Consider the following 25,666-nt stretch of genomic DNA (forward strand, 5'->3'; position numbering starts at 1 on the left):
CCGCAGCGCCGCCGCAAACAAGAAAGGCCTCGCTGATGCGAGGCCTTTTTGACTTTGGCCGTGCCGCCTTTAGCCCATCGCCGCCTTGACCGCCTCGCCCAGCTGGTACACCGCCAGCGCATAGAAGAAGCTGCGGTTGTAGCGCGTCAGCACATAGAAGTTGCGCAGGCCCAGCACGTACTCGGTGGGCTGGTCGGGCGTGGGCAGGTCCACCACCAGCACGCCGGTTTCGCCTTCGCGCGCCAGGTTGATGGGCTCGTCCACGCGCAGCCCGGCGCGGGTCAGCTGGTTGAGGGTGCGGGTCGGCCACGGCTCGCCATCGGCCGCGGCGGTGGCGATGCCCAGGCTGCCGGCGTCGGGGGCGATGCGCCACACCACCGGCCGGCCCGGCTCCCAGCCATGCAGCTGCAGGAAGCGCGCCACGCTGCCGATGGCATCGGTGGGGCTGTTGCGCAGGTCGATGTGGCCGTTGTTGTCGTAGTCGAGGGCGTATTCGCGCAGGCTGGTCGGCATGAACTGCGGAATGCCGATGGCGCCGGCATACGAGCCCAGCACCGAGTAGACATCGGTGCGGGTGTCGCGGCACCACAGCAGGTAGTCGGCCAGCTGGTTGCGGAACAGCGTGGTGCGGGCGTCGCGGTTGGGCGTAGCCGGGTAGTCGAACGCCAGTGTCGACAGCGAATCGAGCACGCGGAACGAGCCCATGTCGCGGCCGTAGATGGTTTCGACGCCGATGATGCCGACGATCACCGAGGCCGGCACGCCGAACTCGGCCTCGGCGCGGCGCAGCATGTCGCGGTTGTCCTGCCAGAAGCGCACGCCGGCATTGATGCGGATCGGCTCGATAAAGCGCGAGCGGTAGGTGCGCCAGCTTTTGCGGCCGATGGTGGCGGGCGGCATGATCAGCCGTACCACGGTGGCCGAGTAGACCGCCTGTCCGAACCAGTCCTGCAGCATGGCGCGGTCAAAGCCGTGGCGCGCCACCATCTCGTCGATAAAGGCACGTGCTTGCGGGTTGTCGCGGTAGCGGCCGGGTTCGATTTCTTCCTCGCGCACGCTGACGCGGCGTTTGCCGGCGGCGAGCAGGCTGGGGGAGAGGCCGCAGAGTCCGAGTGCGGCAGCGGAAAGCGCGGCGCCCAGCAGGGGGCGTCGCAGTGAGCGCTGGGTGTCGGTCATGGTGTCCTTTGCAAGTCGCACCGAGTATAGCGGATGCCACCGCGGCAGCCGCGTCGGGGCGGGCATGGGCGGGCGCGCCGGCGCTGCTGGGTGGCCTGGTCTGGCGTGTGCTAACGTAACGTTTGGAGACAACATGGCGACGCACTGCAACCCATTGCGACGATAAGAGATGCCGACAGGCTATTACACGCACCCCGAGTTCCAGCGGCACGAGATGGGACACTTCCACCCCGAGTGTCCGGAGCGCCTGCAGGCGATCGAGGATCACCTGATTTCGCACGGCCTGGACGGGCTGCTGGAGCGCCGCGAGGCGCCGCCCGCCACGCGCGAGCAGCTCGAGCGCGTGCACCGGCCCGAGCACGTCGACGCGCTCGAAAGCGCCAGCCCGTCGAGCGGCTACCACGCGATCGATCCGGACACCTCGATGAACGCCCACACGCTCGCCGCCGCCACGCTGGCGGCGGGCGCGGCGGTGGCGGCCACCGATGCCGTGATCGCCGGCGAGTTCGAGAACGCGTTCTGCTGCGTGCGCCCGCCCGGACACCATGCCGAGCCCGGCCGCGCCATGGGCTTCTGCTTCTACAACAACGTGGCCATTGCCGCGCGCCATGCGCTGCAGGCGCACGGGCTGGAGCGCGTGGCGATCATCGACTTCGACGTCCATCACGGCAACGGCACCGAGGCGGCGTTCCGCGGCGACGAGCGCGTGATGATGTGCAGCATCTTCCAGCACCCGTTCTATCCCTACAGCGGCACCGAGCATCTGGCGCCGAACATGGTCAACATCCCGCTGCCGGCCTACAGCAACGGCATGGCGGTGCGCGAGGTGGTCGAGACCATCTGGCTGCCGCGCCTCAATGAATTCCGTCCGCAGATGCTGTTCATCTCGGCCGGCTTCGACGCGCACCGCGAGGACGACCTGGGCCAGATGGGCCTGGTGGAGCAGGACTACGCCTGGATCACCGGCCAGCTGGTCGAGGTGGCGCGCACCCATGCGCAAGGCCGCATCGTCAGCTGCCTCGAAGGCGGCTACAACCTCAGCGCGCTGGGCCGCAGCGTGCTGGCCCACCTGAAGGTGCTGCTGGAACATTAGGAGACCGCCATGGCCGAGAACGATGCGCGCGTCGACGCGCCGCTGCTGACCGAATCGCGCGACGCCGCCGGCGTGGCGCGCCTGACCATGAACCGGCCGCAGGCGTTCAACGCCTTGTCCGAAGGGCTGCTCGACGCGCTCACCGATGCGCTGCGCCGGCTCGCCGCCGACCACAGCGTGCGCGTAGTGGTGCTGGCGGGCGCCGGCAAGGCCTTCTGCGCCGGCCACGACCTGCGCGAGTTGCGCGCGGCGCCGTCGCACGACTACTACCGGCGCCTGTTCGACCGCTGCACGCGCATGATGATGGCGATCCAGCGGATGCCGCAGCCGGTCATCGCCCGGGTCCAGGGCATCGCCACCGCGGCCGGCTGCCAGCTGGTGGCGATGTGCGACCTGGCGGTGGCCGCGGACGATGCGCGCTTTGCCGTGTCGGGTGTCAACCTGGGGCTGTTCTGTTCGACCCCGGGCGTGGCGCTGTCGCGCAACCTGCATCGCAAACAGGCCATGGAGATGCTGCTGACCGGCGACATGATCGATGCCGCCAGTGCCCGCGAGCGCGGGCTGGTCAACCGGGTGGTGCCGGCCGAGGGGCTGGACGACGAGGTGGCGCGGCTGGCTGCCAGCATCTGCGCCAAGCCGGCCGCCGCAGTCGCCGCCGGCAAGGGGCTGTTCTACCGCCAGCTCGAGATGGGCATCGAGTCGGCCTACCAGCTGGCCGGGCAGACCATGGCGTGCAACATGATGGACGATGCGGCGCTGGAGGGGGTGCAGGCCTTTATCGACAAGCGGCCGCCATCCTGGCGTGACTCCTGACCGACTTTCGCGGTCTTTATATGCCGGGAACGTATAAAGACATCGGTAAAAAGTCGTTTATGGTATGAAGCGAATCGCATAAAATACGCGCTTCAGAAAAATAACGAGCGGCAACAGCGCTGGAGATCCCTCGCCTGTTGCCGTTTTCTTTTGGTCACCTTTTCCATGATCGAACTGCAAGGACTGTCGCAGCGCTTCCCGGGCGCGTCTGGCGACGTGCATGCATTGCGGGACGTCAGCCTGTCGATTGCGGCGGGCGAAGTCTTTGGCATCATCGGCCGCAGCGGCGCCGGCAAGAGCACGCTGGTGCGCGCCATCAACCTGCTGAACCGGCCCACCAGCGGCCGCGTGGTCGTCGCTGGCCAGGATCTGACTGCACTGGACCATGGCGCGCTGCGCCTGGCCCGGCGCGAGATCGGCATGATCTTCCAGCATTTCAACCTGCTGTCGTCGCGCACCGTCTATGACAACGTGGCGCTGCCGCTGGAGCTGGCGGGCAAGCCCAAGGCGGAAATCGCCGCCACGGTGCTGCCGCTGCTGGAGCTGGTCGGGCTGTCGGCGCTGAAGGACCGCTACCCGGCGCAGATCAGCGGCGGGCAGAAGCAGCGCGTAGGCATTGCGCGCGCGCTGGCGAGCAAGCCCAAGGTGCTGCTGTCGGACGAGGCCACTTCGGCGCTGGACCCGGAAACCACCCGTTCCATCCTGGACCTGCTCAAGCAGATCAACCGCGAGCTGGGCCTGACCATCGTGATGATCACGCACCAGATGGAAGTCATCAAGCAGGTCTGCGACCGCGTGGCCGTGCTCGAGGCCGGCGAGGTGGTGGAGACCGGTCGCGTGATCGACGTCTTCCTGCGCCCGCAGCACGAGGTCACGCGCGCCATGATCGGCGACGTCATCTCGCAGGAGCTGCCGGCGAGCGTGCTCAAGCGCGTCGAAAGCCGGCTCGGCAACGGGCGCGACCACGTCTACCGCCTCGCCTTCACCGGCGAGGGCGTCGACCAGCCCGTGCTGGCGCAGGCGATCCGCCGCTACGGGCTGGACTTCAACATCCTGCACGGCCATATCGACGAGATCCAGGGCCAGGCCTTCGGCTCGCTGGCCATCATGGCCACCGGCGAGCTGGCCGATGTGAAGGCGGCAATGGAATACCTGCAGGCGCAAGGCGTCGTGGTGGAGGAGTTCGAGCATGTGGTCTGAAATGTTTGATCTGTTCCTGACCTCGTTCAACGAGACCCTGCTGATGGTGGCGATCTCGGGCGTGGTCGGCGCGCTGCTGGGCGTGCCGCTGGGCGTGCTGCTGCACCTGACCAACCGCGGCGGCGTGCTGTCGCACCCGCTGTTCAACCGCACTATCGGTGTGGTGGTCAACGCGGTGCGCTCGATCCCGTTCATCATCCTGCTGGTGGTGGTGATCCCGTTCACGCGCTTTATCGTCGGGTCGTCGATCGGCACCACCGCGGCGATCGTGCCGCTGACCATCGCGGCGATCCCGTTTATCGCGCGCCTGGTCGAAAGCGCGCTGCGCGAGGTCGACAAGGGCCTGGTCGAGGCGGCGCAGTCGATGGGCGCCACCACGCGCCAGATCGTGTGGAAGGTGCTGCTGCCCGAGGCCATGCCCGGCATCGTCGCCGGCCTGACCATCACCTTCGTCAGCCTGGTCGGCTACTCGGCCATGGCCGGCGCGATCGGCGGCGGCGGCCTGGGCGACCTCGGCATTCGCTATGGCTACCAGCGCTACATCACCGAGGTCATGGTGGCGGTGGTGGTCATTCTCATCGTGTTCGTGCAGGCGGTGCAGAGCTTCGGCGACTGGCTGGTCCGTCGCATCAGTCACCGCTGAACCCAAATTTTATCGAGATAGGAACGCACATCATGCAACGTCGCAACCTGCTGCAATGGATCCTCGGCGCCGCGCTCGGCGCCTCGCTGGCCACCGGCGCGATCGCCCAGGACAAGCCGATCAAGATCGGCGTGACCGGCGGCCCGCACGCGCAGATCATGGAACAGGTGAAGAAGGTCGCCGCCAAGGACGGCCTGAACATCCAGGTGGTCGAGTTCAGCGACTACATCCAGCCCAACGCCGCGCTCGCCTCCGGCGACCTGGATGCCAACAGCTACCAGCACTTGCCGTACCTGGAAGCCCAGATCAAGGACCGCGGCTACAAGTTCACGCACATCGCCTACACGGTGACGTTCCCGATGGGCGTGTACTCGAAGAAGATCAAGTCGCTCGACCAGCTCAAGCAGGGCGCGCGCGTGGGCGTGCCCAACGACCCCACCAACGGTGGCCGCGGCCTGCTGCTGCTGCAGAGCAAGGGCGTGATCAAGCTCAAGCCCAACGCGGGCCTGAAGGCGACGCCGCTGGACATCGCCGAGAACCCGAAGAAGATCCGCATCGTCGAGCTTGACGCCGCGCAGCTGCCGCGCTCGCTGGATGACCTGGATGCCGCCGCGATCAACGGCAACTACGCGGAATCGGCAGGCCTGTCGCCGACCAAGGACGCGATCGCCATGGAGGGCCCGAAGGGGCCGTACGCCAACCTGATCGCGATCCGCGAGGCCGACAAGAGCAAGCCCTGGGTGGCCAAGCTGGTGAAGGCCTACCATTCGCCGGAAATCAAGCAATACGTCACATCGACCTTCAAGGAATCGGTCATCACGGCCTGGTAAGCCGGCGTCACTCGAGGGTTTCATCCAATCGGACGAGGCCTGCCGGCCTGGCTTTGCGGCACAATCGCCTGACCGGTAAAAAAGGTGCCGGGCCTATGCCCGGCATCATTTTGCCGATAAAATAGTACGATCGTTCGAAAAATAGGAGAGCCGCCAGCCCGGTGGTTATAATGACGAGCGAACAAAATTTCTGACTATCAGCTATCAGTGGAGTGAGCGCATGAAAGTACTCGTCGCAGTCAAGCGGGTGGTGGATTACAACGTCAAGGTCCGCGTCAAGGCGGACGGCTCGGGCGTGGATCTGGCCAACGTGAAGATGAGCATGAACCCCTTCGACGAAATCGCCGTGGAAGAGGCCGTGCGCCTGAAGGAAGCCGGCGTTGTCACCGAAGTGGTCGCCGTATCGTGCGGTGTCACGCAGTGCCAGGAAACCCTGCGCACCGCGATGGCCATCGGTGCCGACCGCGGCATCCTGGTGGAATCGAGCGAAGACCTGCAACCGCTGGCCGTGGCCAAGCTGCTGAAGGCGCTGATCGACAAGGAACAGCCGCAACTGGTGATCCTGGGCAAGCAGGCCATCGACGACGACTCCAACCAGACCGGCCAGATGGTGGCCGCGCTGGCCGGCCTGCCGCAAGCGACGTTCGCTTCGAAGGTGGTGGTGGCCGATGGCAAGGCTTCGGTCACCCGGGAAGTCGACGGCGGCTTGGAAACGCTGTCGCTGAGCCTGCCGGCGGTGGTGACCACCGACCTGCGCCTGAACGAGCCGCGCTACGTCACGCTGCCGAACATCATGAAGGCGAAGAAGAAGCCGCTCGACACCGTCAAGCCGGAAGACCTCGGCGTCGACGTCAAGCCGCGCCTGTCGACCCTGAAAGTGGTCGAGCCGCCCAAGCGCAGCGCGGGTGTGATGGTGCCGGACGTCGCGACGCTGGTGCAGAAGCTGAAGAACGAAGCCAAGGTTATCTGAGCGCGGGGGAGATAGAACATGACTGCACTCGTCATTGCTGAACACGACAATCAATCGATCAAGGGCGCCACGCTCAACACCGTGACCGCCGCAGCCCAGTGTGGCGGCGACGTGCACGTGCTGGTGGCCGGTTCCAACGCCAAGGCCGCCGCCGATGCCGCAGCCAAGATCGCCGGCGTGACCAAGGTCCTGCTGGCCGACGCCGCCTACTTCGGCGACGGCCTGGCCGAAAACGTGGCCGAGCAGGCGCTGGCCATCGCCAACGACTACTCGCACATCCTGGCCCCGGCCACCCCGTACGGCAAGAACATCCTGCCGCGCGTGGCCGCCAAGCTGGACGTGGCCCAGATTTCGGAAATCTCCAAGGTCGACGCCCCGGACACCTTCGAGCGCCCGATCTACGCCGGCAACGCCATTGCCACGGTCAAGTCGGAAGACAAGATCAAGGTCATCACCGTGCGCGGCACGGCCTTCGACGCCGCCGCTGCCGAAGGTGGCTCGGCCGCCGTCGAGACCCTGCCGGCCGTGGCCGACGCGGGCGTTTCGCAATTCGTTTCGCGCGAAGTGGCCAAGAGCGATCGTCCGGAACTGACCGCCGCCAAGATCATCGTCTCGGGTGGCCGTGGCGTGGGCTCGGGCGAAAACTACACCAAGGTGCTGACGCCGCTGGCCGACAAGCTCAACGCCGCGCTGGGCGCCTCGCGCGCCGCGGTCGACGCCGGCTTCGTGCCGAACGACTACCAGGTTGGCCAGACCGGCAAGATCGTCGCGCCGCAGCTGTATATCGCCGTCGGTATCTCGGGCGCGATCCAGCACCTGGCCGGCATGAAGGACTCCAAGGTGATCGTCGCGATCAACAAGGATGCCGAGGCCCCGATCTTCTCCGTGGCCGACTACGGCCTGGTGGGCGACCTGAACACCGTGGTGCCGGAGCTGGTGGCTGCACTGGGCTGATGCCGCGCCGACCTTGCCGGCCGCACCGCGGCCGGCACGGATAACAGCAGGCAGCAAGTATCGAGCCGTTCCGGGGGCGACCCGCGAACGGCTTTTTCATACATGTTGGGAGACATCGATGACCTACCGTGCGCCGATCAAGGACATGCTGTTCGTCATGAACGAGCTGGCCGGCCTTGAGGCCGTCAGCCAGCTGCCCGGCTTCGAAGAAGCCACCCCCGAGACGGCCGAGGCCGTGCTCGACGAGGCCGCCAAGTTCAACGAGCAGGTGGTGGCGCCGCTGAACCGCGCCGGCGACCTGGATCCGAGCAGCTGGAAGGACGGCGTGGTCACCACCACGCCCGGCTTCAGGGAAGCCTTCCGCCAGTTTGGCGAAGGCGGCTGGCAGGGCGTGCTGCATCCGCAGGAGTTCGGCGGCCAGGGCCTGCCCAAGCTGATCGCCACGGCGTGCAACGAGATGCTGAACACCGCGAACCTGTCGTTCGCGCTGTGCCCGCTGCTGACCGACGGCGCCATCGAGGCGCTGTTGACGGCCGGTACCGACGCCCAGAAGGCCACCTTCCTGCCCAAGCTGATCTCGGGCGAGTGGACCGGCACCATGAACCTGACCGAGCCGCAGGCGGGCTCGGACCTGGCCGCGGTGCGCACCCGTGCCGAGCCGCAGGGCGACGGCACCTACAAGGTGTTCGGCACCAAGATCTTCATCACCTACGGCGAGCACGACATGGCGCAGAACATCGTCCATCTCGTGCTGGCCCGCACCCCCAACGCGCCCGAGGGCGTGAAGGGCATCTCGCTGTTCATCGTGCCCAAGTTCCTGGTCAATGACGATGGCAGCACCGGGGCGCGCAACGACGTGCATTGCGTCTCGATCGAACACAAGCTGGGCATCAAGGCGAGCCCTACGGCGGTGCTGCAGTTCGGTGACCATGGCGGCGCGATCGGCACGCTGGTCGGCGAAGAAAACCGCGGCCTCGAGTACATGTTCATCATGATGAACTCGGCGCGCTTCTCGGTCGGCATGCAGGGGATCGCGGTGTCCGAGCGCGCCTACCAGCAGGCGGTGGCCTACGCGCGCGAGCGCGTGCAAAGCCGCCCGGTCGATGGCTCGGCGCGCGAGGCGGTGACCATCATCCACCATCCCGACGTCAAGCGCATGCTGATGACCATGCGCGCGCTGACCGAAGGCGCGCGCGCGGTGGCGTACGTCGCCGCGGCCGCCAGCGACACGGCGCACCAGCATCCCGACGAAGCCGTGCGCCGGCAGAGCCAGGCGTTCTACGAGTTCCTGGTGCCGGTGGTGAAGGGCTGGAGCACCGAGCTGTCGATCGATGTCACCAGCCTCGGCGTGCAGGTGCACGGCGGCATGGGCTTTATCGAGGAAACCGGCGCGGCGCAGCACTACCGCGACGCGCGCATCCTGCCGATCTACGAGGGCACCACGGCAATCCAGGCCAACGACCTGGTCGGCCGCAAGACCGTGCGCGACGGCGGCGCCGTGGCCCGCGCGATCTGCGCCCAGATCGCCGAGACCGAGGCCGCGCTGGGCCGGCACGGCGGCGCTGCCTTCACCGCGGTGCAGGCGCAGCTGGCGAAGGGCCGTGCCGCGCTGGAAGCCGTGGTCGAATTCGTCGTCGCCAGCGCCAAGTCGGACCCGAACGCGGTCTTCGCCGGCAGCGTGCCTTACCTGAAGCTGTGCGGCATCGTGTTCTCCGGCTGGCAGTTCGGCCGCGCCATGCTCGCCGCTGACGCGAAACGGGCCGACGATCCGGCCTTCCATGAAGCCAAGATCGCGACCGCGCATTTCTTTGCCGAGCACATCCTGTCGCAGGCATCGGCCTTGCGCGATGCCGTGGTCAACGGCGGGGCGCCGGTCAATGCGTTGAGCGCCGAGCAGTTCTGAGCGTTGCGCGCGACGCGCGGATAGCAAAAGGGCGACCGGCCAGGTCGCCCTTTTGCTTTGGGGGTAACCCGCCTTGTATCAGGCGGCTGCCGGACGCGGCGCCAGGTGATGGCGCGCCGGCTTCAGGTAGCGGCTGACCGACAGGTCGTCGGCACGGATCGCCGGCGACTTGCCCGAGACCAGGTCCGACAGCAGCTGGCCCGAGCCGCACGCCATGGTCCAGCCGAGCGTGCCGTGGCCGGTGTTCAGCCACAGGCCGCGCACCTGGGTCGGGCCGACGATGGGCGTGCCGTCCGGGGTCATCGGGCGCAGGCCGGTCCAGAAGGTGGCCTGGCTGACATCGCCGGCACCCGGGAACAGGTCGGTCACCACATGCTCGAGCGTGCGGCGCTTGGCCGGGTCCAGGCTGCGGTCATAGCCAACGATCTGCGCCATGCCGCCGACGCGGATGCGGTCATCGAAGCGGGTCAGCGCCACCTTGTAGGTCTCGTCCAGCACCGTCGATACCGGACCGCGCGAGGCATCGCTGAGCGGCACGGTGATCGAGAAGCCCTTGAGCGGATACACCGGCAGGTTGGACATGCCGCGCAGGAAGGGTTTGACCAGCTGCGTCGACCAGCTTCCCAGCGCCACCACCACCAGGTCGGCCGCGATCGGCTCGCCGTCGACCACGGCGCCGGTGACGGCATCGCCCTGGCTCATCAGTCCGTCGATCGAGCGGTTGTACAGGAAGCGGACGCCGAGCGTGCCGGCCATGTTGGCCAGGCGCTGCGTGAACAGCGCGCAGTCGCCGGTTTCGTCATTGGGAAGGCGCAGGCCGCCGGCCAGCTTGTGGCGGACGGCGGCCAGCGCCGGTTCGCTAGCGGCGAGTTCTTCGCGCGAAAGCAACTGGTAGGGAACCCCGGCCTGTTCCAGCACCGCGATGTCCTTGGCCGCGCCTTGCAGCTGCTCGTCGGTGCGGAACACCTGCAGCGTGCCTTGCTGGCGGCCTTCGTAGGCGATGCCGGTTTGCGCGCGCAGCGCGCGGATGCAGTCGCGGCTGTACTCGGCCAGCCGGACCATGCGCTCCTTGTTGACGGCATAGCGCCCGGCGCTGCAGTTCAGCAGCATCTGCCACATCCATTGCAGCTGGAACAGCGTGCCGTCGGGGCGGATGCTGAGCGGCGCGTGCTCCTGGAACATCCACTTGATCGCCTTGAGCGGCACGCCGGGCGCGGCCCACGGCGACGCGTAGCCGGGCGAAATCTGGCCCGCATTGGCAAAGCTGGTGCCGAGCGCGGGACCGGCCTCGCGGTCGACCACGGTCACTTCATGACCGGCCTTGGCCAGGTACCACGCACTGGTGACGCCAATCACGCCACTGCCAAGTACGAGAACGCGCATTTCGGGGGCTCCAACTGCGATGACTACGGTATAGAGGATTTGTCTCTATACTATTGAATGCATTCCAGTCATAGTTACCGAATTTATTAGGAAAACAGGAAAAACTCATGAGAACGAGTCGCCAGCCCCAGCGCACGCTCGACCGGCTCGATCGCAAGATCCTGACCGCGCTGCAAAGCGACGGCCGGATGTCGATGAAAGACCTGGCCGAGGCGGTCGGGCTGACCATCACGCCGTGCATCGAGCGCGTCAAGCGCCTGGAGCGCGATGGTGTCATCATGGGCTACTACGCGCGGCTCAACCCGGCACTGCTGGGCAGCGCGCTGCTGGTATTCGTTGAGATTTCGCTGGGCAACAAGTCGGGCAATATGTTCGAGCAGTTCCGCCGCGAGGTGCTGCGCATTCCGGAAGTGCTCGAATGCCACCTGGTTTCGGGCGATTTCGACTACCTGATCAAGGCGCGCATCCGCGAGATCGGCGAATACCGCCGGCTGCTGGGCGACATCCTGCTGCAGCTGCCGGGCGCGGCGCAGTCGAAGAGCTATGTGGTGATGGAAGAAATCAAGGAGACACTGGCCATCTCGGTAGAGGAGAAGAGCCAGGCCGCGTAACGAAGGCCAGCATGGAGCGCCCCCCGCCAAAACCCAAATCCTCCGCCAGGCCCCTCGCCAGCGCGACGCGGCGCGAGGCCGATCCCGACGCCCAGGCGCCGCAGGCCCCTGCGCGCCCGCTCGCGGCGCGCAAAGGCCGCGGGGCCGTCAGCAACCTGCAGGGGCGTTTCGAGCGCGACCAGCGCGAGGCGTTCGACGATGGCTGGGGCCCGGTGCCGGAAGACACCGCCGCGGCGCCAGAAGCCATCGCGGGCAACGACGACGCGCCGCTGCCGCCATTGCGTACTGAAGTCCATTTCGAGCGTGCCCGCTCCGTGCTGACGCGCAATGCCTCCCCGGATGTCCCGTTCGACGTTTCGCTCAATCCCTACCGCGGCTGCGAGCACGGCTGTATCTATTGCTTCGCCCGGCCGACGCACGCCTATCTGGACCTCTCGCCGGGGCTGGACTTCGAAACCAAGCTCTATGCCAAGACCAATGCCGCCGAGCGCCTGCGCGAAACGCTGACGCGGCCGTCGTACCGCTGCGAGACCATCGCGCTGGGCGTCAACACCGACGCGTACCAGCCGATCGAGCGTGAACAGCGCATCACGCGCAGCCTGCTGGAAGTGCTGCACGAGTGCGACCACCCGGTGGCGCTGATCACCAAGTCTTCACTGATCGAGCGCGATATCGACCTGCTCGCGCCGATGGCGGCCAAGCGGCTGGCGGTGGCGGCGCTCACCATCACCACGCTCGATCCCGGCATTGCACGCACGCTCGAGCCGCGCGCGGCGACGCCGTCGCGGCGGCTTCGCACCATCCGCACGCTGACCGACGCCGGCATCCCGGTCGGGGTCAGCATCGCCCCGGTGATCCCCTTCATCACCGAACCCGACCTGGAGCGCGTGCTGGAAGCGGCGCGCGAGGCGGGCGCCGTGTATGCGAACTACATCGTGCTGCGGTTGCCGTGGGAAGTGCGGCCGCTGTTCGAGGAATGGCTGCAGGCGCACTTCCCCGACCGGGCCGAACGGGTCATGAACCGCGTGCGGGACATGCGCGAAGGCAAAGCCTACGATGCGAACTTTGCCACGCGCATGCGCGGCACCGGCGTGTGGGCGGACTTGCTGCGCCAGCGCTTCTACAAGGCCGCCGAACGGCTCGGCTTCCGCTACAACCGGTTTGAACTGGATACTTCGCGTTTTCGCCCGCCGGCTGCGGGGCCCAGCGGCAAGGACGATCCGCAGGGTTCACTGTTCTGAGTCTTCAGCGCGGCTGCCGTGGCCTGCTGGTCGCCGATCATGCTGCTGGCGAGTTCCAGCGCGGCCTTGGCGCTCGATGGCGGCAGTCCCGAGGACAGCGCCAGCCGGACGGCGATCGCCGCCAGGCGTCCTTCCTCATAGCTTGGCATGTCGATTCTTGCTCCTTTGCGCAGCCGGGGGCGTGGCCTCGCCGCGCGTCGCGCCGCCAGGATCGGACGGCTCTACCAGTATGGGCGAATTGGCCGAAAGGGAAACCGGCGATTGCGGCCGCCTTGATCGCGCACAAACGATGCGCCAGGGGAGCAGTGCGCAGGCGCCTACTGCGACAGTTCGCGCGCGGCCTCGACCTGCGACTCGAAGAAGGTCTGGAAGCTGATCGCCAGACCCGCCATCAGCAGGCCGGTACCGATCAGCAGCGACAGGATCACCAGGATCACCACCGGCCAGCCCGAGCGCGTGGGTTTGCCGTGCGGGTTGAAGCGGGCATCCCATTTGTCGTCCGGGCGCAGCCCGTAGACGATCGCCGCCAGGAAGGCGCTGATGACGGAAATGCCGCCGGCCACGGCAAGGGTCCAGTTCAGCGCCGGGCTGCCCGCGCCGGTGGCCATCGAGGCCACGCCGATGGCGCCGGCCAGCAGCGCCAGCAGGTGCGCCCAGCCATACAGGTCGCGCAGGCCGCCCAGGTAGAAGCGGTGTGCGCCCAGGCTGCCGAACAGGAACGCCAGCGCCACGGTCAGCAGCTTCGATTTGCCGCGCGCGGACGGCGCTGCGAGCGGAGTGGCGTGGCGGGCTGGCGTGGCTGCGGGCATGGTCGGAAAGAGAGTTTCAGGCCTGGGATGCAGGCCGGCGTGGCGCCGGCACGGAAGTGGCGGCACAAGGGTACCGGCCGGCCCACATTGTACGCCGGCAGTCAGCGCAAGGAAGGAAAGTGCGTCAAAAGGCGCCAGCGGCGCTAATGCCAGCCGCCGGCGATCAGGCCGCGGATAAAGGCCGAGGCGTGCTCGCTGATATGGGTTTCGCTGTAGAGAACCAGGGTCAGGATGCCCATGAACAGGATCGACAGCGATAGCTGGCCAGCGTGTTCGGCCAGGTCGCTAAGCAGGGGTGACATGACAAACCTCACAGAATTATTGTCATTCTGGAGGCTGCGCCCGGCCGTCTTGGTCGGGTCCCGGCAGGAGGTGTCGGGCAGAGGCAGGTCAGTTCGATTGCCGTCCGCACATGACGGCACGCTGTGAGCCCCGGGCAGCGCCGGGCGGCAGCCTGTGCGCGCGCCCGGAATCGGGGCACACACTTAAGTAGAGACAGGCCGGGCGGGGGCGGAGTTCCGCAGCGAGGGGCGGGGCGCGGTATTCAGGCGCCGGGGAAGCGCCGTCGGCTTCGATCAGCGGCCGTTGTCGCGGCCGCGCGCCTGCCAGCCGGGACCGATCTGGCCCTGGCGCGGCTCGTTGCGGGCGTCATTGGGGGGATTGCGTTCCGGGCCGCGGCCGCGGTTGTCGTCGCGGGCGCCGGCGAGCGCGGCGCGGCGGCCGCTAAGCCGGTCGTCGGCGCGGGCGCGCGCCTCCATCCGGTCGATCTGCGCCTGCACGTGTTCACGGCTTTCGGCGCGCACGCTGGCCATCTGCCAGCCATCTCCGGACTGGATCCGGGCGGGCCGGCCATCGGAACGGACTTGTTGCCAGAACGCGACCTGGGCATGGCTGGCGGCTACCGCGCCGACCAGGCCCGAGGCCACCAGGATGCCAGCCACCAGGTCGCGCAGGAGAGAGCGGGTGAGCATGCGGATTCCCAGGGTCCTGTCGCGCTGTGTTGCTGTTGGAAGATGGGTTCATGGTACGCATGGGGCATCGGGGCGCCTATGCCAATCCCGTTACCGGTGTAACGGATTGTTTCGCCCGCACAAAGCCGCGCCGGGCGGGGCTTTCAGCCGGATTCAGGGCTGGTAGCGGATGCGGTAGATCGCCCCCGCATGGTCGTCGCTGACCAGCAGCGAACCGTCCGGCGCGACCAGGACATCGGCGGGCCGGCCCCAGGCCCTGCCGCCGCGCAGCCACCCCTGCGCGAACACCTCCTGGCGCACGGCCTTGCCGGCGCCGTCCAGCACCACGCGCACCACGCGGTAGCCGGAAGGCTCGCTGCGGTCCCAGCTGCCGTGTTCGGCGATCAGGACGTTGTTGCGGTAGTCCGGCGGGAACTGCGTGCCGGTGTAGAAGCGCATGCCCAGCGCGGCGACGTGCGCGCCCAGGCGGGCCACTGGCGGCACGAATTCGGAGCACGGGCGCTTGCCGCCGTATTCCGGGTCGGCGACGTTGCCGGCATGGCAGTAGGGATAGCCGAAATGCTGGCCGGGCGCGGTGACGCGGTTCAGTTCGTCGTCGGGAACGTCGTCGCCCATGCGGTCGCGGCCGTTGTCGGTGAACCACAGTTCGCGCGTGGCGGGGTGCCAGTCGAAGCCGACGGTGTTGCGCACGCCGCGTGCTACCACCTGCAGGCCGGTGCCGTCGGGTTTCATCCTGACGATGTTGGCATAGCGGGTTTCGTCTGGCTCGCACACGTTGCAGGGCGCGCCGGTGGCGACGTACAGGTAGCCGTCCGGGCCGAAGCCGATGAATTTGCCCCCGTGGTGGCCGTCAGATGGGAAGCGGTCGCTCACCACCCTGGGCGCGGGCGGCTGGTCCAGGCGCGCCTCGATCTGGTCGAGCCGCACGATTTTGGAGACGGAGGACGCATACAGGCTGCCGTCATGGAACGCCACGCCGAGCGGATTGCGCAAGCCGCTGGCGACGGTGCGCACCCGCGGGCGCGTGCCGAGCGCATCGCTGACCGCATAGAGCTTGCCCTCGCTGCGCGATCCCACGAACAGCGTCCCCGACGGGGACATCGCCATGGCGCGCGCGCCTGGCACGTCGTCGGTCAGCACCTCGATGCGGAAGCCGGGCGGCAGGCGCAGCTGGTCCAGCGGCAGGGCGGCCAGCGCGGACTGGCTCGTTGCCAGTACCATGAGCGCCAGCAGCGTACGCGGTAACATGCCAACCATGAAGTGCAGAGCGGGGCGCATGTGGGGCCTCCTGTCGCGGTTTTTGCCACGATGCCTGCGCCGCGTTCACGCGTCAACCGCCTAAGTGTTTGTTTGGCCTCGGGAATTGGGCTATACTCTTGCGTTTCGTGTTCGAACGCCCTTGAACACCCCGTTTTCTGAGGAATCATTCCATGGTCGTTATCCGTCTGGCTCGCGGCGGCAGCAAGAAGCGCCCGTTCTTCAACATCGTCGCCACCGACTCGCGCAACCGTCGCGATGGTCGTTTCATTGAGCGCGTTGGTTTCTACAACCCGCTGGCAGCCGAAGGTGAAGAAGGCCTGCGCCTGTCGCAAGACCGCCTGGCCTACTGGCAAGGCGTCGGCGCCCAGCTGTCGCCGACCGTTGCCCGCCTGGTCAAGCAAGGCGCCAAGGCTGCTGCCTGATTGCCGTCTGCAACGCGCCCTGCCATAACCGGCGGGGCGCGTTTGCATTGGACCATGCGCACACGTGACTGAGCGAAAGCAGGACGCCGGGCGGCCGACGCGGCCGCCACTGAACCGGTCCATGAGCCGGCCGCAAGGCGAGCCGGCCAAGGCGCTCAGGCTGCCCACGGCGCTGCTGTATGCCGATCCGCTGCCCGAAGACCTGGTGGAAGTCGGCTATGTCAGCGCTGCCTATGGCATCCGTGGCTGGATCAAGGTCCAGCCGCATGCCGACGATGCGTCGGCGCTGCTGCATGCCCGCCGCTGGTGGCTGCTGAGCCCGCCGCAGGCGGGTCTGGTGGCGGCCGACGCGGCGCGGGCCGAGCCCGCCTGCGTGAAGATCGCGCAGTCGCGCGAGCACAGCGGCACGGTGGTGGCGCAGGCTGCCGGCGTGGCCGACCGCAATCTCGCGGAAGCGCTGCGTGGCCGTCGCGTGTGGATCCGGCGCGCGGATTTTCCGGCGCCGGAAGAAGATGAGTTTTACTGGGTCGACCTGATCGGCTGCAGCGTCAGCAACGAGCAAGGCGAGTTGCTGGGCGAGGTGTCCGGGCTGATCGACAACGGTGCCCACCAGATCCTGCAGGTTGCCTTCGTGCAGCCCGACGGCAAGGCCGGCGAACGGCTGATTCCATTTGTCGACGCGTTCCTGCGCACGGTGGATACCGCGGGCAAGCGCATCGTGGTGGACTGGGGGCTCGATTACTGAGCCGTGCCTGCACAGGTGCAGGTCATGTGCGGAATAGGGAAGGGAGAGAGCGGATGCAGTTCGACGTGATCACGCTGTTTCCCGAAATGTTTCGCGCGCTGACCGACTGGGGCATTACCAGCCGGGCGGCCAAGCAGCAGCGGTATGCGTTGCGCAGCTGGAATCCGCGCGATTTCACCGTCGACAACTACCGCACCATCGATGACCGGCCTTATGGCGGCGGTCCCGGCATGGTGATGCTGGCCAAGCCGCTGGACGATGCGATCGATGCCGCGGTGGCGGCGCAGGCGCAGGCCGGCGTGCCGCAGCCGCATGTGGTGCTGATGTCGCCGCAGGGCAAGACGCTGACGCATGCCAAGGTCATGGAGCTGGCGCAGCGGCCGGGCCTGGTGTTGCTGTGCGGCAGGTACGAGGCGATCGACCAGCGGCTGATCGACCGCCGCGTGGACGAGGAAATCAGCCTCGGCGATTTCGTGCTGTCGGGCGGCGAACTGCCGGCGATGGCGCTGATCGACGCGGTGGTGCGCCACCTGCCCGGCGTGCTGGGCGACGCGCAGTCGGCGGTGCAGGACAGCTTTGTCAACGGCCTGCTGGATTGCCCGCACTACACCCGGCCGGAAGAATATGAAGGCGTGCGGGTCCCCGACATCCTGTTAGGGGGCCATCATGCCGAGATTGAAAAATGGCGGCGCCAGCAGGCGCTGGCCAATACCGCGCGCAAGCGCCCCGACCTGATCGAGGCGGCCCGCGAGCAAGGTTTGCTGACCCGTGTCGACGAGAAATTCTTGTCGGAATGGGCGGCGAAAGAAGGGCGGGGGGAAACTCCCGCCAGGTAAAACCCCATCCTCTGCCGGGGCCCGGGAAGTCCTGGGGCATACAACGCCGGCACGATGGTTACGGAGAAGAAACGATGAACCTCATCGAACAGATCGAGAAGGAAGAGATCGCGCGCCTGACCGCGAACAAGACCATCCCCGCATTCGCGCCCGGCGACACCGTCGTCGTCAGCGTCAACGTGGTCGAAGGTAACCGCAAGCGCGTGCAGGCCTACGAAGGCGTCGTGATTGCCAAGCGCAACCGCGGCCTGAACTCGTCCTTCATCGTGCGCAAGATCTCGTCGGGTGAAGGCGTGGAGCGTACGTTCCAGCTGTACTCGCCGCTGATCGCCGGCATCGAAGTGAAGCGTCGCGGCGACGTGCGTCGCGCGAAGCTGTACTACCTGCGCCAGCGTTCGGGCAAGTCCGCACGTATCAAGGAAAAGCTGGTGTCGAAGGCTGCCGCCGCTGCCAAGGCCGCGGAGTAAGCCGGACATGCCGGCCGGGGCGACCCGGCCAGCGTTTCCTCAGGAAGGGCACCCCAGGGTGCCCTTTTTGCATGGCCGCGCGGGCCCACCGCCGCGCGTTGCTGCGGCGCCAGATGGCGCGCTTCTGTCATACTTGCGATGTTATGCGCCCCGCCTTCGATCCCGAATCCCTCCCCGTCATCGATACCGACCTGCGCAACGGTGCGCTGAGCGCGCCGCGCCTGCAGGTCGACTTTATCCGGCACCGCTTCCGGGCTCCGCCGGCATGGGCGCCCGAGCTGACCGACGAATCACGGGTCTACGATCGCAGCCGCGGGCTGCGCGATGCCGCGGTGCTGGTGCCGCTGGTCGAGCGCAGCGATGGCCTGACGGTGCTGCTGACGCAGCGCAATGCCAATCTCAGCGCGCATGCCGGCCAGATCAGCTTCCCCGGCGGACGGCAGGAGTCGTGGGACGTCAACCGCATCGACACCGCGCTGCGCGAGACGGAAGAAGAAGTGGGCCTGGCCCGCGACTATGTCGAGGTACTGGGCGCGCTGCCGGATTACATCACCGGCACCGGCTTCCATGTGAGCCCGGTGGTGGGCCTGGTGCGCGATGGCTTCACGCTGCGCCCCGACGCCTCGGAAGTGGCCGATGTGTTCGAAGTGCCGCTGGCCTTCCTGATGGACCCGTCGCACCATGAGCGGCGCCTGTTCCGCTGGGTCGACGGCGAGCGCATGTTCTACGCCATGCCCTATCCGCGCGAGAACGGCGGCCAGCGCTTTATCTGGGGCGCCACCGCCGGCATGCTGCGCAACCTCTACCACCTGCTGGCGGCCTGAGCCGCGCGCGAGCCGTCCTCAGGCGGCGGCCCGGTCCTTGCCGCCGATGCAGTGCGGGCAGCTCTTGCCGACCACATAGTGCGGGCTTTGCTGCTGCTCGGGCGTGACCACGGCGCGGCAGGCAAAGCACTGCTTGGGGCCGGCCGGTTCCAGGCTGGGATTCAGCGCGGTGCGGTAGTCGAAGACGAAGCAGTCGCCGCGATAGTGGCTGCCGCCGACCTCCTCGAAGTACTTCAGGATGCCGCCTTCGAGCTGGTAGACGCGCTCGACGCCGACTTCCTGCATATGGATCGCGGCCTTCTCGCAGCGGATGCCGCCGGTGCAGAACGAGACCACGGTCTTGCCTTCCAGGTCTGCCTTGTGCGCGGCGACGGCGTCGGGAAAATCGCTGAACTTGGCGATGTCGTACTCGACCGCATCCTCGAAGGTGCCGACCGCCACCTCGAAATCATTGCGCGTATCGAGCATCACCACCGGGCGGCCTTCGTCGTCGTGCCCCTGGTCCAGCCAGCGCTTCAGGTCCACCGGCCGCACCGCGGGCGCGCGCCCCGCCTCGGGGCGGATCAGCGGCATCTTCATGGTGATGATTTCCTTCTTGGCGCGCACCAGCATGCGCTTGAAGGGCTGGTGGTCCGACAGGCTTTCCTTGGGCGCGATATCGGCAAAGCGCGCATCGGCATGCAGCCACGCCATGAAGCCGTCGATCGCTTCGCGCGGGCCGGCCAGGAACATGTTGATGCCTTCCGGCGCGAGCAGGATCGTGCCCTTCAGGCCCGCCGCCTCGCAGCGCTCGCGCATGGCCGGGCGCAGGGCCTCGATGTCGTCCAGCGAGACAAACTTGTAAGCGGAAATATTGACGATCTGCATGGGACCCTGCGCCGCCGCGGCGGCGTCCCGAGGGGCGCCGACAGCCTGCGATAACTGCCTGATTGGAAAGGCGAAATTATAGCGTGCGCGCACGCCTGGCGCGTGGCATTCCCCAGCGCGCCGATCAGCTATGCGCGCGGGCGCGCCGGCGCGCGTGGCACGCAACATTGGCGGCATGCCGGCGGGCCGAGCCGGTACAATGTCGCCCATGTCTGCACCCCGCTTCGTACACCTCCGCCTGCATTCCGAATACTCCATCGTGGACGGCATCGTCCGCCTCGATGATGCCGTCAAGGCCGCCGCGGCCGATGGCATGGGCGCGCTCGCCCTGACGGACCTTGCCAACGCCTTCGGCCTGATCCGCTACTACAAGGAAGCGCGCGGCAAGGGCGTGAAGCCGGTGGTCGGCGCCGACGTGTGGCTGACCAACGCCGAAGACCGCGACAAGCCCGCGCGCCTGCTGCTGCTGGTGCAGGACCGGCGCGGCTACCTGAACCTGTGCATGCTGCTGTCGCGCGCGTGGCTGGGCAACCAGCATCGCGGCCGCGCCGAGATCGATCCGTCGTGGTTCCTGGAACCGGGCGAAGACGACCTGCCGCTGGCCACGGGCCTGATCGCGCTGTCGGGCGCGATGGGCGGCGATATCGGCATGGCGCTCGCCAACGGCAATGCCGACGGCGCGCGCCGCGCCGCGCAGCACTGGGCCTCGGTGTTCCCGCAGCGCTTTTACATCGAGCTGCAGCGCGCCGGCCACGCCGGCACCGACGCCTACGTGCAGCAGGCGGTGCAGCTGGCGGCCGCGCTGCAGTTGCCGGTGGTGGCGACGCATCCGGTGCAGTTCATGACGCCCGACGACTACACCGCGCACGAGGCGCGCGTGTGCATCGCCGAGGGCGAGCTGCTGGCCAACCCGCGCCGCACGCGGCGCTTCACCACCGACCAGTACTTCAAGACCCAGGACGAGATGTGCGCGCTGTTCGCGGATATCCCCTCGGCGCTTGAGAACGCGGTCGAGATCGCGCGCCGCTGCAACCTGACGCTGGAGCTGGGCAAGCCGCGCCTGCCGCTGTTCCCGACGCCGGATGGCATGTCGCTCGACGACTACCTGGTGTTCATGGCCAAGGAAGGCCTGGAGAAGCGCCTAGCGGTGCTGTTCCCCGACGAGGCGGTGCGCGAGGGCAAGCGCCCGGAATACTACGCGCGGCTGGAGTTCGAGACCGGCACCATCATCAAGATGGGCTTCCCCGGCTACTTCCTGATCGTGGCGGACTTTATCAACTGGGCCAAGAACAATGGCGTGCCGGTGGGCCCGGGCCGCGGTTCGGGTGCCGGTTCGCTGGTGGCGTATGCGCTCGGCATTACCGACCTCGACCCGCTCAAGTACGCGCTGCTGTTCGAGCGTTTCCTGAACCCGGAACGGGTCTCGATGCCCGACTTCGACATCGACTTCTGCCAGCACGGCCGCGATCGCGTGATCACCTACGTGAAGGAGAAGTACGGCAAGGACGCGGTGTCGCAGATCGCCACCTTCGGCACCATGGCGGCCAAGGCCGCGGTGCGCGACGTGGGCCGCGTGCTCGACCTCGGCTACGGCTTTGTCGACGGCATCGCCAAGCTGATCCCGTTCAAGCCGGGCAAGCTGGTCACCATCGAAGAGGCCAAGAAGGAAGAGCCGCTGCTGACCGAGCGCGAGCGCAACGAGGAAGAAGTTCGCCAGCTGCTGGAGCTGGCGCAGCGCGTCGAGGGCATGACCCGCAACGTCGGCATGCACGCCGGCGGCGTGCTGATCGCCCCCGGCCGGCTCACCGACTTCTGCCCGCTGTACACGCAGGGCGCGCAGAACGACGGCATGAGCGGCGTGGTCAGCCAGTACGACAAGGACGATGTCGAGGCCGCCGGCCTGGTCAAGTTCGACTTCCTGGGCCTGACCACGCTGACCATCCTGGACTGGGCCGAGCGCTATATCCGCCGCCTGGACCCGGGCAAGGCCGACTGGAACTGCAGCCAGATCCCGCTCGACGACGGCCCCGCCTTCGACATCCTCAAGACCGCCAACACGGTCGCCGTGTTCCAGCTGGAAAGCCGCGGCATGCAGGGCATGCTGAAGGATGCCAAGCCTGACCGCTTCGAGGACATCATCGCGCTGGTGGCGCTGTACCGTCCCGGCCCGATGGACCTGATCCCCAGCTTCTGCGCGCGCAAGCACGGCCGCGAGAAGGTCGAGTATCCCGATCCGCGCGTCGAGCCCGTCCTGAAAGAGACCTACGGCATCATGGTCTACCAGGAGCAGGTGATGCAGATGGCGCAGATCATCGGCGGCTACTCGCTGGGCGGCGCCGACCTGCTGCGCCGAGCCATGGGCAAGAAGAAGCCCGAGGAAATGGCGCAGCATCGCGTGATGTTCCGCGAGGGCGCCGACAAGAACGGGCTGTCCGCGCAGCAGGCCGACGACATCTTCGACCTGATGGAGAAGTTCGCGGGCTACGGCTTCAACAAGTCGCACGCCGCCGCCTATGCGCTGCTGGCGTACTACACCGCGTGGCTCAAGGCCCACCATCCGGCCGAATTCATGGCAGCCAACATGTCGCTGGCCATGGACGACACCGACAAGGTCAAGATCCTCTACGAGGACTGCAAGCTCAACAAGATCGCGGTGCTGCCGCCGGACGTCAACGCCAGCGAATACCGCTTCGCGCCGACCGATCCGAAGACCATCCGCTATGGCCTGGGCGGCATCAAGGGCAGCGGGCAGGGCGCGATCGAAGACATCCTGCGCGCGCGCGAGGAGCGGCCGTTCACCGACCTGTTCGATTTCTGCGAGCGGGTCGACCGCCGCCAGGTCAACCGCCGCACCATCGAGGCGCTGATCCGCGCCGGCGCCTTCGACAGCCTCAACGACAACCGCGCGCAGCTGCTCGCGTCGGTGCCGATCGCGATGGAAGCCGCCGAGCAGAAGGCCGAATCCGCCAACCAGGTGTCGCTGTTCGACCTGATGGGCGATGCCGGCGACGCGCACCGCCCGGAGCTGCTCGACGAGCCGCGCTGGAGTCCCAAGCGCACGCTGCAGGAAGAAAAGCAGGCGCTCGGCTACTACTTCTCGGGCCACCTGTTCGACGCCTATCGCGACGAGGTGCGCCGCTTCAACAAGGGCACGCTGGCCGGGCTGGAAAAGGAAGTGCAGGGCAACGGCGGCGGCTTCGGCCGCGATGTGCGCGGCAAGACCATTGCCGGCGTGATCAGCGGCATGCGCACGCAGATGACCCAGCGCGGCAAGATGCTGATCGTCACGCTCGACGACGGCACCGGCCTGGTCGAGATGACCGTGTTCAACGAGGTCTTCGACGCCAACCGGCAGATGTTCCGCGAGGACGAACTGCTGATCGCCACCGGCAATGCGCGCCACGATACCTTCACCGGCGGCGTTCGCTTCACCGCCGAATCGGTGATGGACCTGGTCGCCGCGCGGGTGCGCTTTGCCAGCGCGGTGCGGCTGTCGATGAACGGCAATTCCTCGACCGGCATGCTGCGCGAGCTGCTGATGCCGCACCTGGCGCGCGCCAGCGGCGCGCAGGGCCTGCCAGTGCGGGTTCGCTACGAGGCGAAGTCCGCCAGCTGCGAAGCCATGCTGGGCCCCGACTGGCAGGTGGTGCCTTCCGACGAGGCGCTGACTGCGCTGCGCCAGGTGCTGTCGGCGGATGCCGTCAGCACTGTGTACGACTAAGCGCTGCCTGAGTTCGCGTCGGGTGCCGCTTCAGGCGGCGCCCCGCGCGCCTCGCGCGTCGGCGGCAAGCTTCAGCAGGGTGTCGACATGGGCCTCGATGCCCGGGTCGTAGTCGAGCAGCGCCAGCGGGTTCGCCAGCCGCGCCTGGCCGCGGCGCACCGACTCCACCGCGGCGCGGATGGCATGGTCCAGCGTCTCGCTGCGCTCGCGCGAGAACGCATGCACGGCCTGCGGGCGGATCACTTCCAGGCAGGCGATATTGTCGGCAAACACCAGCGGCGTGCCGCACAGCACCGATTCCACCCCCACCAGCCCGAACGGCTCATAGCCCGAGGCCAGGATGGTGAAATCGGCGGCGCGGTAGAGCGCGTCGATGCGGCTGCTGTAGCCCAGCTCGCTCACGCGCGCGATGGTGCGCCCGACCGGGCGGCCGGCCACGGCCAGTGTGATCGGCAGGTCCGAGCGGGAGAAGTAGTCGGCGAGCAGGTCGAAGCCCTTGCGCGCATGGCCCGATGACGGGAACAGGAACACGATCTCGTCGTCGCCAAAGCCGAACTCGCGCCGCAGCGCGGCGCGCGCACCGTCATCGACCGGCGTGAAACGCTGCGTGTCGACCGGCGGGTAGACCTGCTCGACGCGCTCTGGCGCGATCCCGTACAGCTCGATCACTTCGCGTCGCATCAGCGCGGAATGTGCCACCACGCGGTGCGCGCCGGCATATTGCGCGCTTTCGAGATCGATCTGCCACTGGTCCGAGCGCCGCGCCGGCGTGCCGCGCGCGGCGAGGTAGCCGCGATGCGTGCCGCCGCAGATGGCGATATCGGAACCGCGCACGCGGTTGCAGCCGATCAGCACCTCGCCGGCATCGCGCAGCCCTTGCAGCCGCCACGAGAAATAGCGGTCGCGCAGCTTGCCCGGCAGCCACGACACCACGATCCGATGCGCGGCAACCCCGGCGGACGCCGCCACGCCGGCGTCGAAGCGGCGTGCGTAGACCGAGACTTCAGTATCGGCGCGCCGCGCCATGGCCCGGCTGATGTCGAGCGCGTAGCGCTCCAGGCCGCCGCCGGCGCCGAAGCGATTGCAGGAGATGCCAACTTTCATCGATCGAGAAGGTAAGGGTGGGGCGGCGCGTGGCCACGTCGGGCGCTTCAGCCTGCGGCCTTGTTTTCCGCCGCGGCGTGCAGCTGCGCCAGCTTGGCGTACTTGTAGTAGCTGGCCTGCGCATTCATCAGCGCGACGCCGAACCCGGCGCCGCCGTCGAGGAAGCCGCGCTTGAGCAGGTAGGTGCGCACGAACGCCCACAGGCCGTGCCCCGCCGCCGACGCGACCGAGCTGCGCTTGCCGCGGGCATAGGCCTGCTGCGCGCCGGCGCTGGAATAGCTGTCGATCTTGCGCAGCACGTCCGACAGCGAGCGGTAGCTGTAGTGCACCAGCGGCTCGCGCAGCCGCGTGACCGGGTCGTCCACCTTGAGGTGTTCGTGCACGAGATCGTCGGTGAAGCGGCCGCGGCCCTTGCGGAACACCCGGGTGACATAGTCCGGATACCAGCCGGCATGGCGCACGAAGGTGCCGCAGAACGCAGACAGGCGCGGCAGCGCCAGCGCCCGGGCATCGGCTTGCTGCAAGTGGTGCAGGATTTCGTCGCGCAGCGCGGGGGTGACGCGCTCATCGGCGTCCAGGCTGAGGATCCAGTCGCCGCTGGCGGCCTGGACCGCGCGGTTTTTCTGCGGGCCGAAGCCGGGCCAGTCGTCGGTCTGGATCACGGTGGCGCCGGCGGCACGCGCGATCGCCACCGTGTCGTCCGTGCTGGCCCAATCCACTATAATCGCCTCTTCGCACCAGGACACGCTTTCAAGGCATGGCCCGATATTGTGAGCTTCATTCCTGGTAATGATGACGGCGGAGACTTTCATGGAACGTAGGG

General features: G+C 67.5%; 25 protein-coding genes. 16 read left to right on the forward strand and 9 right to left on the reverse strand.

Features of this window, described 5'->3' with window-relative positions; genetic code table 11:
* Nucleotides 1-69: 69 nt before the first annotated feature.
* Nucleotides 70-1,176: a lytic murein transglycosylase B gene (mltB, locus tag GA0116996_RS06075; protein ID WP_092308197.1), complete on the reverse strand. Its 1,107-nt coding sequence runs from the start codon at nt 1,174-1,176 to the stop codon at nt 70-72.
* A gap of 169 nt (nt 1,177-1,345) precedes the next feature.
* Between mltB and GA0116996_RS06080 the strand changes: the two genes are divergently transcribed.
* The 8 genes from GA0116996_RS06080 to GA0116996_RS06115 all read left to right on the forward strand — a co-directional run bounded on the left by GA0116996_RS06080 (nt 1,346) and on the right by GA0116996_RS06115 (nt 9,582).
* Complete coding sequence (locus GA0116996_RS06080) at nt 1,346-2,269, forward strand: histone deacetylase family protein (protein WP_092308199.1); 924 nt, start codon at nt 1,346-1,348, stop codon at nt 2,267-2,269.
* Nucleotides 2,270-2,278: 9 nt separating this feature from the next.
* Nucleotides 2,279-3,082, forward strand: coding sequence for an enoyl-CoA hydratase (locus tag GA0116996_RS06085; RefSeq protein ID WP_092308201.1), 804 nt, complete (start codon nt 2,279-2,281; stop codon nt 3,080-3,082).
* A gap of 165 nt (nt 3,083-3,247) precedes the next feature.
* On the forward strand, nt 3,248-4,282 hold the full coding sequence (locus GA0116996_RS06090; protein WP_092308411.1) for a methionine ABC transporter ATP-binding protein: 1,035 nt from the start codon (nt 3,248-3,250) through the stop codon (nt 4,280-4,282).
* Nucleotides 4,272-4,925 (forward strand): methionine ABC transporter permease, encoded by a 654-nt coding sequence (locus tag GA0116996_RS06095; protein ID WP_092308203.1) that lies wholly within the window; start codon nt 4,272-4,274, stop codon nt 4,923-4,925. Before GA0116996_RS06090 ends, GA0116996_RS06095 begins: the two co-directional genes overlap by 11 nt.
* A gap of 32 nt (nt 4,926-4,957) precedes the next feature.
* The gene (locus GA0116996_RS06100) at nt 4,958-5,755 is read left to right on the forward strand and encodes a MetQ/NlpA family ABC transporter substrate-binding protein (RefSeq protein WP_092308205.1); all 798 of its coding nucleotides are present in this window, start codon (nt 4,958-4,960) and stop codon (nt 5,753-5,755) included.
* 220 nt (nt 5,756-5,975) lie between these two features.
* Nucleotides 5,976-6,725 carry an electron transfer flavoprotein subunit beta/FixA family protein gene (locus GA0116996_RS06105; protein WP_092308207.1) on the forward strand — a complete coding sequence of 250 codons (750 nt, stop codon included), beginning with the start codon at nt 5,976-5,978 and terminating at the stop codon, nt 6,723-6,725.
* Between the two features lie 18 nt (nt 6,726-6,743).
* A complete protein-coding gene (locus tag GA0116996_RS06110; RefSeq protein ID WP_018007045.1) occupies nt 6,744-7,679 on the forward strand; it encodes an electron transfer flavoprotein subunit alpha/FixB family protein in 936 nt (311 codons plus the stop codon).
* Between the two features lie 118 nt (nt 7,680-7,797).
* On the forward strand, nt 7,798-9,582 hold the full coding sequence (locus GA0116996_RS06115) for an acyl-CoA dehydrogenase (protein ID WP_092308209.1): 1,785 nt from the start codon (nt 7,798-7,800) through the stop codon (nt 9,580-9,582).
* Between the two features lie 78 nt (nt 9,583-9,660).
* On the opposite strand, the gene GA0116996_RS06120 is transcribed toward GA0116996_RS06115, so the two are convergent.
* Nucleotides 9,661-10,965, reverse strand: a complete 1,305-nt coding sequence (locus GA0116996_RS06120; protein WP_092308212.1) for a D-amino acid dehydrogenase — start codon at nt 10,963-10,965, stop codon at nt 9,661-9,663.
* Nucleotides 10,966-11,072: 107 nt separating this feature from the next.
* Between GA0116996_RS06120 and GA0116996_RS06125 the strand changes: the two genes are divergently transcribed.
* Together GA0116996_RS06125 and GA0116996_RS06130 are read left to right on the forward strand one after the other, a co-directional pair.
* A complete protein-coding gene (locus GA0116996_RS06125; RefSeq protein WP_012352108.1) occupies nt 11,073-11,576 on the forward strand; it encodes an Lrp/AsnC ligand binding domain-containing protein in 504 nt (167 codons plus the stop codon).
* An 11-nt stretch (nt 11,577-11,587) separates the two neighbouring features.
* Complete coding sequence (locus GA0116996_RS06130; protein WP_141693716.1) at nt 11,588-12,817, forward strand: PA0069 family radical SAM protein; 1,230 nt, start codon at nt 11,588-11,590, stop codon at nt 12,815-12,817.
* 317 nt (nt 12,818-13,134) lie between these two features.
* Here GA0116996_RS06130 and GA0116996_RS06135 read toward each other — a convergent pair whose 3' ends face one another.
* From GA0116996_RS06135 to GA0116996_RS06145, 4 genes are all read right to left on the reverse strand, one after another.
* Nucleotides 13,135-13,626: an NINE protein gene (locus GA0116996_RS06135; protein WP_092308214.1), complete on the reverse strand. Its 492-nt coding sequence runs from the start codon at nt 13,624-13,626 to the stop codon at nt 13,135-13,137.
* A 143-nt stretch (nt 13,627-13,769) separates the two neighbouring features.
* Nucleotides 13,770-13,928, reverse strand: a complete 159-nt coding sequence (locus GA0116996_RS28220; RefSeq protein ID WP_165835196.1) for a hypothetical protein — start codon at nt 13,926-13,928, stop codon at nt 13,770-13,772.
* 273 nt (nt 13,929-14,201) lie between these two features.
* A complete protein-coding gene (locus GA0116996_RS06140; RefSeq protein WP_092308216.1) occupies nt 14,202-14,597 on the reverse strand; it encodes a hypothetical protein in 396 nt (131 codons plus the stop codon).
* Nucleotides 14,598-14,750: 153 nt separating this feature from the next.
* Nucleotides 14,751-15,875, reverse strand: a complete 1,125-nt coding sequence (locus GA0116996_RS06145) for a PQQ-dependent sugar dehydrogenase (RefSeq protein WP_092308218.1) — start codon at nt 15,873-15,875, stop codon at nt 14,751-14,753.
* A gap of 152 nt (nt 15,876-16,027) precedes the next feature.
* Between GA0116996_RS06145 and rpsP the strand changes: the two genes are divergently transcribed.
* The 5 genes from rpsP (at nt 16,028) to GA0116996_RS06170 (ending at nt 19,151) form a co-directional block, all read left to right on the forward strand.
* A complete protein-coding gene (gene rpsP, locus GA0116996_RS06150; RefSeq protein ID WP_018007036.1) occupies nt 16,028-16,279 on the forward strand; it encodes a 30S ribosomal protein S16 in 252 nt (83 codons plus the stop codon).
* Nucleotides 16,280-16,400: 121 nt separating this feature from the next.
* The gene (rimM, locus tag GA0116996_RS06155) at nt 16,401-17,024 is read left to right on the forward strand and encodes a ribosome maturation factor RimM (protein WP_183299574.1); all 624 of its coding nucleotides are present in this window, start codon (nt 16,401-16,403) and stop codon (nt 17,022-17,024) included.
* A gap of 53 nt (nt 17,025-17,077) precedes the next feature.
* Nucleotides 17,078-17,860, forward strand: coding sequence for a tRNA (guanosine(37)-N1)-methyltransferase TrmD (gene trmD, locus GA0116996_RS06160; protein ID WP_092308222.1), 783 nt, complete (start codon nt 17,078-17,080; stop codon nt 17,858-17,860).
* Between the two features lie 74 nt (nt 17,861-17,934).
* Nucleotides 17,935-18,327: a 50S ribosomal protein L19 gene (gene rplS, locus GA0116996_RS06165; RefSeq protein WP_012352117.1), complete on the forward strand. Its 393-nt coding sequence runs from the start codon at nt 17,935-17,937 to the stop codon at nt 18,325-18,327.
* Nucleotides 18,328-18,470: 143 nt separating this feature from the next.
* Nucleotides 18,471-19,151, forward strand: a complete 681-nt coding sequence (locus tag GA0116996_RS06170; protein WP_092308224.1) for a CoA pyrophosphatase — start codon at nt 18,471-18,473, stop codon at nt 19,149-19,151.
* 18 nt (nt 19,152-19,169) lie between these two features.
* On the opposite strand, the gene GA0116996_RS06175 is transcribed toward GA0116996_RS06170, so the two are convergent.
* Complete coding sequence (locus GA0116996_RS06175; RefSeq protein ID WP_092308226.1) at nt 19,170-20,018, reverse strand: sulfurtransferase; 849 nt, start codon at nt 20,016-20,018, stop codon at nt 19,170-19,172.
* 208 nt (nt 20,019-20,226) lie between these two features.
* On the opposite strand from GA0116996_RS06175, the gene dnaE reads away from it, so the two are divergent.
* The gene (gene dnaE, locus GA0116996_RS06180; RefSeq protein WP_092308415.1) at nt 20,227-23,739 is read left to right on the forward strand and encodes a DNA polymerase III subunit alpha; all 3,513 of its coding nucleotides are present in this window, start codon (nt 20,227-20,229) and stop codon (nt 23,737-23,739) included.
* Nucleotides 23,740-23,769: 30 nt separating this feature from the next.
* Here dnaE and GA0116996_RS06185 read toward each other — a convergent pair whose 3' ends face one another.
* The gene (locus GA0116996_RS06185) at nt 23,770-24,843 is read right to left on the reverse strand and encodes a glycosyltransferase family 4 protein (protein ID WP_092308228.1); all 1,074 of its coding nucleotides are present in this window, start codon (nt 24,841-24,843) and stop codon (nt 23,770-23,772) included.
* Nucleotides 24,844-24,890: 47 nt separating this feature from the next.
* Nucleotides 24,891-25,655: a glycosyltransferase family 2 protein gene (locus tag GA0116996_RS06190; protein WP_092308230.1), complete on the reverse strand. Its 765-nt coding sequence runs from the start codon at nt 25,653-25,655 to the stop codon at nt 24,891-24,893.
* Nucleotides 25,656-25,666 lie beyond the last annotated feature (11 nt).

Source organism: Cupriavidus alkaliphilus (genome assembly GCF_900094595.1).
Classification (GTDB): Bacteria; Pseudomonadota; Gammaproteobacteria; order Burkholderiales; family Burkholderiaceae; genus Cupriavidus; species Cupriavidus alkaliphilus.